General features: G+C 37.6%; 16 protein-coding genes. 13 read left to right on the plus strand and 3 right to left on the minus strand.

The window, feature by feature from the left end:
- Positions 1–7 precede the first annotated feature (7 nt).
- From ABVZ64_RS06120 to ABVZ64_RS06180, 13 genes are all read left to right on the plus strand, one after another.
- Entirely contained in the window at positions 8–2,539 is a 2,532-nt protein-coding gene (locus tag ABVZ64_RS06120; RefSeq protein WP_352400149.1) for a phage tail protein, read from the plus strand.
- Positions 2,539–2,919 carry a hypothetical protein gene (locus tag ABVZ64_RS06125; protein WP_352400150.1) on the plus strand — a complete coding sequence of 127 codons (381 nt, stop codon included), beginning with the start codon at positions 2,539–2,541 and terminating at the stop codon, positions 2,917–2,919. The genes ABVZ64_RS06120 and ABVZ64_RS06125 overlap by 1 nt, the downstream gene beginning before the upstream one ends.
- A gap of 4 nt (positions 2,920–2,923) precedes the next feature.
- Complete coding sequence (locus ABVZ64_RS06130; RefSeq protein WP_352400151.1) at positions 2,924–4,597, plus strand: hypothetical protein; 1,674 nt, start codon at positions 2,924–2,926, stop codon at positions 4,595–4,597.
- Positions 4,590–5,003 (plus strand): hypothetical protein, encoded by a 414-nt coding sequence (locus ABVZ64_RS06135; RefSeq protein ID WP_352400152.1) that lies wholly within the window; start codon positions 4,590–4,592, stop codon positions 5,001–5,003. Before ABVZ64_RS06130 ends, ABVZ64_RS06135 begins: the two co-directional genes overlap by 8 nt.
- Positions 5,000–5,380 (plus strand): hypothetical protein, encoded by a 381-nt coding sequence (locus ABVZ64_RS06140; RefSeq protein WP_352400153.1) that lies wholly within the window; start codon positions 5,000–5,002, stop codon positions 5,378–5,380. The genes ABVZ64_RS06135 and ABVZ64_RS06140 overlap by 4 nt, the downstream gene beginning before the upstream one ends.
- Positions 5,377–6,057: a glycine-rich domain-containing protein gene (locus ABVZ64_RS06145; protein ID WP_352400154.1), complete on the plus strand. Its 681-nt coding sequence runs from the start codon at positions 5,377–5,379 to the stop codon at positions 6,055–6,057. The genes ABVZ64_RS06140 and ABVZ64_RS06145 overlap by 4 nt, the downstream gene beginning before the upstream one ends.
- Positions 6,058–6,069: 12 nt before the next feature.
- The gene (locus ABVZ64_RS06150; protein ID WP_352400155.1) at positions 6,070–6,399 is read left to right on the plus strand and encodes a hypothetical protein; all 330 of its coding nucleotides are present in this window, start codon (positions 6,070–6,072) and stop codon (positions 6,397–6,399) included.
- Entirely contained in the window at positions 6,399–6,554 is a 156-nt protein-coding gene (locus ABVZ64_RS06155) for a hypothetical protein (protein WP_352400156.1), read from the plus strand. The genes ABVZ64_RS06150 and ABVZ64_RS06155 overlap by 1 nt, the downstream gene beginning before the upstream one ends.
- Before the next feature lie 76 nt (positions 6,555–6,630).
- Positions 6,631–6,930 (plus strand): hypothetical protein, encoded by a 300-nt coding sequence (locus ABVZ64_RS06160; protein WP_352400157.1) that lies wholly within the window; start codon positions 6,631–6,633, stop codon positions 6,928–6,930.
- Complete coding sequence (locus ABVZ64_RS06165) at positions 6,927–7,241, plus strand: hypothetical protein (RefSeq protein ID WP_352400158.1); 315 nt, start codon at positions 6,927–6,929, stop codon at positions 7,239–7,241. The genes ABVZ64_RS06160 and ABVZ64_RS06165 overlap by 4 nt, the downstream gene beginning before the upstream one ends.
- A complete protein-coding gene (locus ABVZ64_RS06170; RefSeq protein WP_352400159.1) occupies positions 7,238–7,606 on the plus strand; it encodes a hypothetical protein in 369 nt (122 codons plus the stop codon). Before ABVZ64_RS06165 ends, ABVZ64_RS06170 begins: the two co-directional genes overlap by 4 nt.
- A complete protein-coding gene (locus tag ABVZ64_RS06175) occupies positions 7,593–8,285 on the plus strand; it encodes a peptidoglycan recognition protein family protein (RefSeq protein WP_352400160.1) in 693 nt (230 codons plus the stop codon). Before ABVZ64_RS06170 ends, ABVZ64_RS06175 begins: the two co-directional genes overlap by 14 nt.
- 263 nt (positions 8,286–8,548) lie before the next feature.
- The gene (locus ABVZ64_RS06180) at positions 8,549–10,072 is read left to right on the plus strand and encodes a P-loop ATPase, Sll1717 family (protein ID WP_352400161.1); all 1,524 of its coding nucleotides are present in this window, start codon (positions 8,549–8,551) and stop codon (positions 10,070–10,072) included.
- A gap of 532 nt (positions 10,073–10,604) precedes the next feature.
- Here the strand turns inward: ABVZ64_RS06180 and ABVZ64_RS06185 are convergent.
- The 3 genes from ABVZ64_RS06185 to ABVZ64_RS06195 form a co-directional block, all read right to left on the minus strand.
- Positions 10,605–11,243, minus strand: coding sequence for an NlpC/P60 family protein (locus ABVZ64_RS06185; protein WP_352400162.1), 639 nt, complete (start codon positions 11,241–11,243; stop codon positions 10,605–10,607).
- Positions 11,243–11,593, minus strand: a complete 351-nt coding sequence (locus tag ABVZ64_RS06190) for a hypothetical protein (protein WP_352400163.1) — start codon at positions 11,591–11,593, stop codon at positions 11,243–11,245. The genes ABVZ64_RS06185 and ABVZ64_RS06190 overlap by 1 nt, the downstream gene beginning before the upstream one ends.
- 672 nt (positions 11,594–12,265) lie before the next feature.
- Positions 12,266–12,478, minus strand: coding sequence for a cold-shock protein (locus ABVZ64_RS06195; protein WP_313524894.1), 213 nt, complete (start codon positions 12,476–12,478; stop codon positions 12,266–12,268).
- Positions 12,479–13,020 lie beyond the last annotated feature (542 nt).

Genomic DNA, 13,020 nt, shown 5'->3' on the forward strand with positions numbered 1-13,020 from the left:
GAAAGCGATGGCTAGTTATGACGGTAGCATTCGCATTGACACGAGATTAGATTCATCAGGATTTAACGGGGGGATGAAAAGCATTAATGCTGGGCTTGGAGGAATAACAAAGGCATTAAAAGGTGTTGCCATAGCTGCCGGGATTGCCTTTGGCGTAAAAGCAGTAATTGACTTTAGCAAGGCTGCCGTTTCTGCTTCAACAGAGATGGGAAATGCCCTGATAGGCCTGCAATCAATTATGGATGGACAGGGTAGAAGCTTTGGCGCAGCGAAAAAATTTATTAACGAATATATTTCTGACGGCCTGGTTCCAGCCACAAATGCGATAAATGCTTACAAGAATCTTGCCCTGAGAGGATATGATGATGCCCAAATACAAAAAGTGTTGGTCGCCCTTAAGGATAGCGCGGCATTCGGACGGCAATCAAGCTATACACTAGGTCAGGCTGTAGAAACTGCATCAGAGGGTTTAAAAAATGAGAACTCTATTCTTGTGGATAACGCAGGTGTTACAAAAAATGTAGCTAAGATGTGGCAAGATTATGCGAAATCAATTGGCACGACCTCCAACAATCTTACTCAGCAACAGAAGATTCAGGCGGAAGTGAATGGAATACTTGAAGAAACAAAATTTCAAGTGGGCGATGCTGCAAAAATAGCTGATAGTTTTTCAGGCAGGGTATTGCAATTACAGTTTTCATTTAATAATTTGAAAATTGCAATCGGGAATGCGTTAACTCCAATTATTTCAAAAATAATACCCCCTATAAAACAATTGGTAGATTGGCTCACAGTTCTTGCAAATAAGTTTGCTCAAGTTTCCGCGATTCTGTTTGGCAAGGTTGTAAATGTCAACACCAAAACTGCTGACAGCGCAGCAGGCGCGGCAGCTTCCACAGAGGAATTGGCAGGCGCAACAAAAGACGCAGGGAACGCAGCTGAAAAGGCAGGAAAGCAAGCGAAGTCAGCCTTGGCAAGCTTTGATGAGTTGAATGTGTTGTCAAAGCCAGACGCAGCATCGGGCGATGCTGGTGCTCCTGATGTAGGCAATGGAATAACATCAGAGGTTATGACTGAGGATATAGGTACAGATACAGAAATAAGCCCTAAATTGCTAGCCAGCCTTGACCGTCTTAAAGCCTTACTTAGTAAAATACAGGAATACTGTACATTAAACTTTAAAAGTAATATTGAAGAAGCGTGGCAAAAAATAAAAATCCAACTTGATAAACTGAAAGCAACTATGAAGGATGTATGGAGTGATATAAAAACCTTATATGATCCTCTTATGAAATATCTCAAAGAGGATTTTACCGTGTTCCTACAGACATTCATTGATACGTGCGGCATTGTCGTGAGTGGCCTTCTTGATAGTTTTAATATGGTCTTTAAAGATATTTGGGACATAGTACTTTTTCCGTTCACTCAAAAACTTTTAGACACAATCTTACCATTAATAACACAGTTTGCAACGCAGTCGTTATTGACCATACAAACTTTGTTTAGTGGCATAAAAACAATTTTCGATACAGTTTGGAAGGGGGTATTTGTTCCGTATCTTGAGTGGGCAATGAAGGTATGGTCTGACTTAATGGACTTATTTTACGCAAAATGGAAAGAGCATGGAGAACCTATTTTTGATAGCCTAAGATTGGCGATAGAAAATGCAGTTGAACTATGGCAAACTGCGTGGGATGGCATATTGAAACCTGTGTTTGATGCATTTATGGAACATTTAGATTGGCTATGGGAAAAACATTTAAAACCCTTATTGGATAACTTCCTTGAATTTGTAGCTACACTTATCGAGTGCGGGTTACAGATCTATAATAAATTTATCGTTCCTATGTGCAAATGGTTTTATGAAAATTTTCAAATTCCGATTTCTAATGCTTTAACAACGGTAATTGGCGTAATTAGTTCTATTGTTGGAGTAGTAGCTGACGTAGTGAGTGCAGTGTTAACTTCATTGAAAGGATTAATTGAGTTTATAACAGGCGTTTTTACTGGGGACTGGGAACTTGCTTGGCAAGGTATATCGGACTTTTTCAAAGGGATATTTAATGGTCTGGGAGCGATCGTAAAAGGAGCTTTGAATGTAGTAATAGATTTAGTTAATGGTATGCTTAGTTCGGTTACAGAAGGAATTAACTTCGTCCTTAAAACAATGAACTCTATTAAATTTAAAGTTCCCGACTGGGTACCTGGGATCGGTGGCGAGTCTTGGGGATTTGACTTTAAAATGGTAGATTCGCCCAAGATTCCTAAATTAGCCACAGGCGCAGTTATCCCACCTAACCAGGAGTTTCTTGCCATTCTTGGAGATCAGAAAAGTGGCCGCAACCTAGAAGCTCCTGAAAGCTTGATTCGTCAAATTTTGAGAGAAGAACTTGCAGGGCTTGGCGATGTAGGTAATAGCGGTAGCGCAACAGTTATCTTGGAACTAGACAAGCGGGAAATAGGCAGAACCTTTCTTCCCATCATTAAAAAAGAGGAAAGCCGTATCGGCGTTTCCTTGAAGGCAGGAGGTGTTTTATAATGACTCCATTATTTTCGATAGATGGAACTACTTTTAATATACCTGTGGTGGAAATTAAAAGAGAAGCCCCTGTATTAGATAAATATGCAACCAGAACAGAGGGCGGAGACTTGGAACGAGAAATAATAGGGGTGTATTTTAACTATACATTGACATTTCCGAACCTAACTCTTAATAGCACAGAATACGCAAAACTTTGGGATAAGGTTACCGAACCTGTGGAGTTTCATGATTTTGTAGTGCCAGGGACAACGGGAACATATTCATTTAGAGGATACATAACAACCGCTGGTGATGCTTTAAGGCGGGTGCATAACAAGAAAAACTACTGGGGTGGATTAAGTATTAAATTAATTGCCAAAGAGCCTGCGAGGAAGTGATTTTATGGGGAAAACAGGAGTAGATATATCATTCGGACTTGTGGATGTTTCAGCAAAGGCGGATACCACGGCGGCAGCGGTAGACAAGCAGCCTTTTGTAGATATGAATGACTTAAAACTAGAGGGGGTATATCCCCCTAAGGTTGCTACTTTAGAGAAAGATTACTGGAAATTAGATGGCACATTCAATACTTTTCCTAATAATCCACAAGATACTTCGTGGGGGTTATGGTCCTTGTCGATGGCGGGGGCTGACGGTATTTTTGTGCAGCCTATTGTTTTAACACTTACTTTCCAATCGCTGCATGAGAGTATAGGCCTTACTTTTGAGTTTAACCCTTATGACAATAGCTTTTGTAATGACTTGAATATTAGATGGTATCAAGGCGAATCAGTACTATGCAATCTGGATTTCAAGCCAAACGCTTGGCGGTATGCATGTATGCAAAAGGTAGAAAACTACAACAAAGTAGTAATCACATTTCGGGGGATGAATAAACCATATCTCTATTTAAAGGTTCAGAATATCATGCATGGTATTATCAAAGAATTCGGTAGCAGTGAGTTAAGAACAGTAAAAGTATTAGAGGAAATTGATATGACTGGGCTTACATTGTCTGTAAATACCTTGGATTTTAGCTTGTTTAGCCGTGATGATGCATTTAACCTTTTCAATCCTTCGGGAGTTTACACTTTGTTGCAACGAAAACAGCAACTAATTGTTACGGGAACAAAGAATGAAGAAAAGATACACATGGGCACTTATTTTGTTGATGAAATGGAAAGCCAGAGCAATAAAATGCTATCCCTTTCAGCGGTAGATGCAATAGGAATTATGGATGGTACTACTTTTAAGGGCGGCATGTATCAAGAATCAGTTGCAGCGGATGTAATAGAAGAAATTATGAATGATGCAGGCTTTGGCCATACACTGGATGTATCTTTAAGGAATAAGAAGATAACTGGACACATACCAATTTGCTCACACAGAGAGGCATTACAAAACGTAGTTTTTTCCATTGGAGGATATGTGTCAACCTCTCGTGGTGGTACGGTTAATATTCGGGAAATTCCCGATGTAGCAAGTGTGCCAGTTTCACAGATAGGCATGAATAGAAAACATATTGGTACAAAAGTGAAGCTGCGAAACTTGGTAACTGGTGTTGATGTAGTGGAACACAAGTTTACTTTGAAAACGACGATAGAGGAAATTTGCAAGGTGAATTTAGAAGTAGGTATCAATACGATTACATTTAGCGAACCTGCCTCAAGTATTTCTGTTAACATGGGCACAATCACGCAATATGGAGTGAATTATTGCATTGTCGAAAGCACTGTGGCCGGGGAATGCACGGTATCAGGCAAGAAATATGAGGATAGTCAGAAAACAATACAAAAAAGGCTATCCGATATCCCCGCTGGAGAAAAGGAGTTAATAGAAAAGGTAGATAGCTCTCTAGTTAATAGTTCCAATAGTTCAGAGATTGCACAACGGCTACTTGATATTTATCAATACCGTATTGAGCAGTCTCTTTCTTTTGTCCTAGAACGAGAAAGTGTAGGGGACTTAGCAGATGTTGAAACAGATTATGGCGTTTATCGTGGTGCAGTAGTGGAAAGGTTAGACATTGATTTAACAGGGGGTTACATAGCAAAGGCGGTGGTTGTAGGTGTTTGATTTTAGCACTTTAATAACAGACAGAACTGCTTTTGATGTTGTTCAAGGAACATCAAAGGGATTTTATAACTTTGAGGATTTAAACCGTGTAGAACAGGCCGTGGCAGAATTAAATAAAACTTTATCTAATGCGGGTTATCCTATTGGTGCCACTGTAAAGGCAGACTGGGGCAAGACAGACTTTCCTACAGAGAATGAAATGCTACGGTATTTACACAACATTCAATTGTTGCAGGATAGGTTTTATTCTTCTGAGATTGCAACGCCTATTTCTATGAAGTGGCTTGGTTTCGAAGGTGCAAATAATATAGAAAAGATATTATCTAATTTAGAGGATATGCGAAAGAAAATGATAGAAGAGTACCGCTTTTGCGGAACTATTAATTGTGGAGGTGATTTTTTATGAAAGACTTTAGAGATAGAGTTCCAACTAAGCCAAATAGGTACAGGGTTATTCCTGAGGATGGGGGTATTGAATCCTATGTTACCATTGAGCGGGCTGACGCTCCTATTGTTGAGGGTACTCCTTTAAACAGAGAAGCATTGCTTAATGTTCAGGGCTACAGGAGTGCGTCCACATCAATTAATAAGTCTGGAAATGTGACTACTGTGACAATTACTTACCCAGATAAAAGTTCTCAGGTTATTAAAATAACAGAGGCAAGTTCAACTAGAACAACTGTGCTCAATACATTTACTAGTGTAGATGGACTGCAGACAATTAAACAAATAATAATTACAAGTTCTGGTTCCACAACCAATATTGAGGAGGTTATGTTATGAGTTACGATGTCGGTGCGTGGGTAATAAACGTAATAAGCAGTATTTTAACAACAATAAATAGTAAAGTGTCAACCATATCCAGTCAGGTATCAACTGTGGACAGCAAGGTTACAACAGGCTTAGGAGGAGTACAAGTCTTTACATCCAACGGGACATTTGTAGTTCCATCAAATGTCAAGAAAATATGGATAACAGCCTGTGGTGGGGGCTGTGGTGGAATGGATGGTTCAAGTGGAAAAGGGGGCTCAGGTGGAGACTGGATTTATAGGAAAACTTATAGTGTATCTCCTAATCAGTCAATTCCTATAACAGTAGGTGCAGGCGGCGCTGGGGGTAATTCTGGCGGTAGTACCGTAGTGGGAAATTTAATAACTTTGTCTGGCGGTCTTATAACTTATGATTATGATACGCATGGGATAAATGGGGGGCATGGAGGTACTGGTAATGGTACTACGCTAGCTCAGAGTACTGTGTTTGCTCATGGAGGGGATACCAGACCAGATGGTTCTACTGGCGGCGGTGCAGGCGGTGGCGCAAGCCTTGGGCGAGGTGGAGACGGAAACCATAGAAATGGTGGTGGTACATTGCCTGGATATGGTGGTGGTGGCGGTGGTGGCAATTACCGTGCTGAAAGCGGATTGCCTGGAGGCTCTGGATTAGTTATTATAGAATGGTAAGGAGTGATTTTATTGAATTTTGCAATGGTTATAGAAAATAATGTTATTGATGTTGTAAAAAATGTTGATAAAGCACCAGATTATCCTCCTGATATGATTGGAAGACCCGTAATTGCGTTGGAGTGCGACGAAACAGTTAAAATAGGAATGATTTATAATAATGGTGAATTTATCGAGCCTGAGCCAACTCCACCTAAACCTTACCAACCAACAGAAGGTGAGCTTCTACTCATGAAGTCTCAAGCGGCCGTGTATGAGGAAATGCAAGCAAACAGACTTTCGCAAATGAAAGCTAATGCGGACATTTATGAGGCGATTTTATCGAATGGAGGTGCAGTGTAATGGAGGATACATATTTCTATCTAGTTTTAGCAAAAGAACGTACTTGTGATGAGAGTAACAAAATCGTAAAACTTGTACCAATTACTTGCAGAGCAGTAGTATCAGCAATGTTAACAGAAAGAGGTTATGATTTGAATGGTAATAAAGTAGTGTAAGTAAAATTAAAGTTATACAAAATTAAGGGCTGTATTTATTACAGCCCTTTTTATATTAATTGTAGGAGTTGATGTAATGAATCAGGATGAAATTTCGGAAAAACTGGTGGAGGTAGATGCACGAAGTAAGAGCAACAAGTACCGACTTGATAAAATGGAGGATAGGCAGGATTGTTTTGATAAGCTTGTAAATGCTTTTGCAGGGATGCAGACAGAACAGGAATACATCAAAAAAGACGTTAGTGAGATTAAGGAAGATGTGAAAACATTAGCGGAGAAACCAGCCAAGCGGTGGGAGAGTGCTGTTGAAAAGGGACTGACTGTTATCGTTAGTGCAGTAGTAGGGTACTTGCTTAGTGGGGGGCGGTTGCCTTGAAATATGATTTAGAAAGACGAATTGCGGTGCTTGAGGATGGTAATCGCAAGAAAAAAGAGTTTTCGAAACGAATCATGATTATGGAGATGGCATTGCTATGGATTGTCACACTGGCGGTTTTGGGTTTGGCTTTTTACAGCGTAAAGGAAAACTTTGACGCTTCATTCCCTTGGTTAACAGCTATGGTAACATTGCCATGGGCGGCGTGGGGAGTAAGTAAGACGGGTTATACAATGAAAAGCATGAAAGAAAATACCAAAGGTGGAATTGTATATGATTCTGTTATATATGAGAAGGAGGAAGGTTTATGAAAATGATGTGGATGGTTGAGAACTGGTTTTTGGTTGTTGCGTTGGCGGCAGTTCTTGGGGGTATTGGTTTAGCTATATATCGCTTTACAGGAATGCCCACAAAAAAACAGGTGGAAACAATCAAGGAATGGTTGTTGTATGCTTGCATTGAAGCGGAAAAGGAGTTAGGGAGTGGTACCGGGGAGATAAAATTGCGATATGTTTATGATTTATTTATTGCAAGGTTTCCTAGTGCGGCTAAGATGGTTCCGTTTGCGTTATTTTCTTTATGGGTGAAGTCTGCAGTTGATGAAATGAAAGCTATTTTAAGCACGAATGAAAAGTTAAGAAGTTTAGTGGTGGGTGATGTAAATGTTAAAAATTAAGGTGGCTACGGCCAATCGGAAAAACTATGGCAATGTGCGTGATCCAAAGGGTATCAAATACATAGTAATCCATTATACCGCTAATGATGGTGATTCGGATGAAAGTAATGGTAGATACTTTCAGGATCATATTGTGGAGGCTTCGGCACACTATTTCGTGGATGATGATAGCATTACCCAAAGTGTAGCGGATAACTATGTAGCATGGAGTGTAGGAGGGAAGAAATATCCCTCCTGCGCTACAACAGGTGGGGGGGAATGGCATGGAAAATGCACGAATAACAATAGTATATCCGTTGAGTTATGCGACAGTATAAGAAATGGAAAATACGATTTCACACCAGGCACTCTGGAAAATGCGGTAGGACTTGTGCAAGTGTTGATGAAGAAGTACAACGTGCCTATTGAAAATGTGATTCGTCATTTTGATGTTGTGGGAAAAATTTGTCCTAGGCCATTCGTAGAAGATGAAAAGGCGTGGGAGGATTTTAAAGAAAGGTTGGTGGACGAAGAAATGGTATCAAGAGAAAAAATCATTGTGAACGGTAAAGCGTGTGAGGTGGATATGATTCGCAAGGATGGAACTACATATGTTAAGACGAGGGACATTGCTGAGGTGCTAGGGTTGAAGGTTGGTAGTAAGGGCAAGGTGCCGGCGATTGAGACGAAGAGGATATAGATTATTTAGTTAAATAAATGTTAAAAAACTTCTTTTTGTATTGACAAGTCAAAATTGTAAGAGTATAATCGGCTTACATTATGATAATTTCGTTATTTAGAATATATTTGTGCGTTTAGGGCATAATATTAATTGAGGTTTAGCCTCGTGTAAGGAGATTTATTCTCGTAAGGTGTTGCGATATTTTTTTGCAACACCTTTTTTCATTGTAAAATAATGTCTGCTTATGGTATAATGAATCCCTATGAGGGGAGAGGGCGAATTTGGATAATTTTAAGCTTAAACAGCTAAATGTGGGTTTTCCGGATGGCGAATCAGAATCGCAGAGCGAACTCTTTAACAGGCTGTTTTTTAATGCAAACAATATATACGAAGAGTTTTTTGAGAATCGAATTAAATTTATGATAATTGGAAATAAGGGTATGGGCAAAACTTATTTTGCAAGATACATTGCCCAAAAGAATGAGACGTATGAAGTTTTGAGCGCAAGGAATTTTTTGCTTGCGTATCTAAGCAACCTAGATAATTTTGTTGATGAGACCAGCTATAAATACGCTTTGTGCAAATGGTTTCTTTTAGAACAACTTAGTAAGCAAATTGCGAAACTACATCCAGTGAAAGCAAAGTTATTCCTAGGATCGCCAATTTATAGAATTAAGAAAATGCTAGAAGAAGATAATAATATAGACCCGTATAAACCCATCAAAAGGACGCTAGAAAGCGGAACTGAGTACGAAACTAAAGGTGCTCTAGGGGGAAGCACGGGAAAAGATATGAATTTAAGCATTAGCGGAAGCGACAAAAAAAGCAAGAAAAAAACAGTACATATCGAAGAAATTAGAAAAATTTTTTATGAAAAAGTCGAAACTATGGAGAAGCTGTTAATTAATGCTACTTCAGATAAAGATGACTTTGTGATTTTTTTGGATGACCTAGATGAAATTGATGGGTATATAGGCCGAGATAAAGGGAACAATGATATACTTATCAATCTAATTAAATGCACCAAAGAATTAAACGCTAGCTTTAACTTAAAAAGAAAAAAAATAAGAATTGTTTTATTAATGAGAGATGATATATTAGAAAAGCTTCAATTTTGCGATCCTAATTTAGGCAAAATTAAAAGTTCTAATGGGATTGAATTATATTGGCTTGTACAAAATCATACATCGCCGGAAAACCATCCGCTTATGAAAATGATTATACATAAAGCAAAAGCAACATGCCCTGCATTATTTGATCTATCCGATGCCGCAGTATATTCATTTTTGTTTCCAGAGCAAATAGATAATAAAGATCCATTATCTTATCTGTTAGATAATAGTTTTGGACGTCCAAGGGATTTTGTGGCTTATTTGGCTTGTGTGATAAAACAAAATCCATATTTACCAGCCTTTACAGCAACTGCGCTTAAAGATGCCAGGGTGGAGTACTCTGGAATTTTTTATGATGATTTGGTGAATCAAGGAGTTTTCCATAAGGAGTCAGAATATATTTTTCAGTGCTATCAATTGTTGAGCGGCTTAAGGAAAAAAAGTTTCTACTACAGTGAGATACAGCAGCACTTTGAACAAAATAAGAGTAGGTATCCGAAAATTGATAATACGAAGGAATGCCTTGAGTTTTTATATTCACAAGGTGCAATCGGAAACTTGTGGAGAGTAGGCAACAAAAATTCCAATAATTGGTATAGTAGTTGGTCGTATCGGAAAGACTCGCTAGCGAATATTGATTTCGAAAAGAAAATAAGCATACACTTTGCTTTGCGTAAGAAATTTTCTTTATAAACAACTGCACAGATTTTAAATAAAAGGTAATGCATGGTAAGAAGAATAAACAAAAAAGAGCCAGGCCGAAGCCCGACTCTTAGCTAATTGTTCACGATAGACCGTATTTATTCAGCCCTGAAAAGGGCTGTTTTTTTGTTCTTAAATCAGTCTGGGGGCTTTTCAAAAACTAACTTACTAGTAACAAATGGCCTTGAAATACCTATTTATTAAGGGTTTTGTATTACCCAAGAGATAATTATTTCAACTTTATACGAAATATCAAAACCCCGAAAACCTTGTGTTCTCGGGGTTTGTTTTGTTTTTATGAATGGGTGAGAATGGGTGAAAGCCTATAAAAATGACACAAACATCCCACGTATAGGACACAAAAATAATAATTATATCTTATCTATTTCGCTAGGCAATGCTTGTTCTTCCAAATGAGTATAAACCATCCTTGTTGCATTCTGATGATTTTTTTACTTTATACAAAACATCAAACCCCTAGAATGTTGCGTTCTGGGGGTTTGTTTTGTGATGGAGAAAGACTTTACTTTGTTGTGAATATAGGGATACTTCCCTTACTGCTAACTTTAATTCCAAGAAGCTTTGCAATATCTCTGGTTTTAATAAAGGTGGTTCCATCCTTACGAATTATATTAACTTCATATTCCCGACCGTTTACGATGATGATTTCTCTTTTTACTTCTATATCATCATCTTGAACTACGTCTTTTGCTTCAGGAGTGTCAATATATTCAATATCATTTAACAAAAACCAGTGGGTAAAATCTCTTTCTTTTACTTTTGTTTGAACAACCCCATATTGACTTCCTCTGGCTTCTATAATCAATCCGTTGCCCATATAAACGCCAATATGTCCGTTACGCCATACAGCTGCACCAACTGGTGCAGAGGCAATTGAGCTGATAGGTTGAGCACTGCTTTCTAATTTGAACTGGCTTGAGCTTTTATTTTTGCCAATATACCAACTAATTAGGCCAGAACAATCGACACAAACTTTTCCCACTTTTTTTTCATCACTATTCCAAACTAAATCAACACCATATGTCCGTTGTAGATAATTAAAATTGGCTTGGGTCATAACTTCCCCCTTCATACCATACACGTATGGGATACCTAGCTTGGTTTTTACAAATTCAACTAAACCATAGTTTGTGAGTTTCATTATTTCCCTCCTACAACAATTCCTTTAACCACTTCATTTTCAGATAATAATTTTTCCATTTCCTCTAAGGCAGAATCTACCCAGGAAGAAAAAACAGAAAAGGGTACCATTTTTGCGATACTTGGAAAACGTGCAACAAACAAGTCATATACATATAATAGTTTATATTGACCCGTTTCGCTACCTAATTCTTTCTCTGCCTCAATACAAGCGAATAAAAGCCATTCTTTTACTAAGCCAATTTGTTTTTTTGTTGGTTGTTTTAAAAAGTGGTGAATTTCAACTCCTACTAAACATAATACAGCCAATAAGGCAACTATTAAATACCAATTTTCAATAACCCAGTTCATTTTCACTACTCCTTCCCATTTTCCCGATTTCACCGACCAAATTTTATGCAATTCATGTAAAAGTAATATTTAGACTGAGAAACACCAAATATACCGTTTTTAAGAAAAGATGGATTTGTTATGGTTTCTAGTAAAAAGGTTGATGGAAGTTACTCATTATATTATACTTGTCCGGTTGATATTTGTGCTTGTATTTCAGGGAATTTGCGATCATTTTATAAATGACCATTTTAAATTTTCGTATGTGTGATGCCGTTTATAAAACAAAAGGATGTGGGTTTGGAATGAACTGCTGTCGTTATTTATACGATACACGTTAAAGATGAAAGCACACTAACTAACAGAAATTATCTGACGATGCAAAGGCATGAAATAGGATGATTTGTAAGCCTTAAATATATCCTTTAGAAACAGCAAAAAATATTATCGTTGTATCTAATTTCAGTATAAAATAAGGCAATAATGAAAACCTAGATAAAATATAAAAATTTGATGTTAGTAAGAAGGAATAAGGGTTACTCAATGGTCTTTATAGTTATTTAGAAATAATATAGTATGCTAGTTTGTTTGATAAACAAGATCGTTTGTGCATATGGGGAATGAATTTTTGAGGGCAAAGGAACAGAAATGAAACAAAAAAATAGCCACCTTGTAGGTGGCTATTTTAGTGGTTTAGTTTGCGCAAACGTTGACAGCGCGTGTTTTACGGCTATCTTTAGGATCTGCTTCTGTTTCAAAAGTTACTCTCTGTCCTTCGTTCAAGGATTTAAAGCCGTTAGACTGGATAGAAGAAAAATGTACAAATACATCATCTCCACCATTGTCAGGTGTAATAAATCCAAATCCTTTTTCTGCGTTAAACCATTTTACTGTACCGTTATTCATAATCAGTACCTCCTAAAAAAATATTATCTCGGGCATATAAGTAAAAAGCTCTTAAGTTTTAGTCAGATAATAATTATCGACTAGGACTTAAGAGCGAATAATCATACAAACGAAACAACTTTATTATAATCAATACAATACCAAATGTCAATAGGAAATCTCAAATTAATTCGAAAAATTTAAAATAATTATTGCATCATCAGAGAAAGGAATTACATCTGAAATTAAAAATGAGATTATTTTTTGGCTTTATTTATTTTTTAAAAGAAACGAATTGATATAGAAAAAAATCGATAGTAGGTGTAAATTATAAATATAAATTAAGACAGGCATTTTTTTGTGTATTTATACAGGGCTACTAATAAAACTGTTTACTAGAAAGGGGAGGGCGTAATGTATCCTTATCATAATAAAATTAAACAGCGAATTAAAAACGGAGAACTTGAATCCTTTTACTTTTGCAAGAGTTACCCCAAAATAGGGGAGTGTTTAGTTCTGGTTTTTAAGACTGAGCCAGTGTTAAGGCCAATTCGTCCTCATAG

Origin of the sequence: Anaerotignum sp. (assembly GCF_040307045.1) — a bacterium.
In the GTDB taxonomy this organism is placed as follows: domain Bacteria; phylum Bacillota; class Clostridia; order Lachnospirales; family Anaerotignaceae; genus Chakrabartyella.

Coding starts and splice junctions, on each gene's coding strand:
- ABVZ64_RS06120 (WP_352400149.1), top strand. CDS start 8: ATGGCTAGTTATGACGGTAGCATTCGCATTGACACGAGATTAGATTCA.
- ABVZ64_RS06175 (WP_352400160.1), top strand. CDS start 7,593: ATGTTAAAAATTAAGGTGGCTACGGCCAATCGGAAAAACTATGGCAAT.
- ABVZ64_RS06130 (WP_352400151.1), top strand. CDS start 2,924: ATGGGGAAAACAGGAGTAGATATATCATTCGGACTTGTGGATGTTTCA.
- ABVZ64_RS06185 (WP_352400162.1), bottom strand. CDS start 11,243: ATGAAACTCACAAACTATGGTTTAGTTGAATTTGTAAAAACCAAGCTA.
- ABVZ64_RS06125 (WP_352400150.1), top strand. CDS start 2,539: ATGACTCCATTATTTTCGATAGATGGAACTACTTTTAATATACCTGTG.
- ABVZ64_RS06140 (WP_352400153.1), top strand. CDS start 5,000: ATGAAAGACTTTAGAGATAGAGTTCCAACTAAGCCAAATAGGTACAGG.
- ABVZ64_RS06190 (WP_352400163.1), bottom strand. CDS start 11,593: ATGAACTGGGTTATTGAAAATTGGTATTTAATAGTTGCCTTATTGGCT.
- ABVZ64_RS06155 (WP_352400156.1), top strand. CDS start 6,399: ATGGAGGATACATATTTCTATCTAGTTTTAGCAAAAGAACGTACTTGT.
- ABVZ64_RS06145 (WP_352400154.1), top strand. CDS start 5,377: ATGAGTTACGATGTCGGTGCGTGGGTAATAAACGTAATAAGCAGTATT.
- ABVZ64_RS06170 (WP_352400159.1), top strand. CDS start 7,238: ATGAAAATGATGTGGATGGTTGAGAACTGGTTTTTGGTTGTTGCGTTG.
- ABVZ64_RS06195 (WP_313524894.1), bottom strand. CDS start 12,478: ATGAATAACGGTACAGTAAAATGGTTTAACGCAGAAAAAGGATTTGGA.
- ABVZ64_RS06160 (WP_352400157.1), top strand. CDS start 6,631: ATGAATCAGGATGAAATTTCGGAAAAACTGGTGGAGGTAGATGCACGA.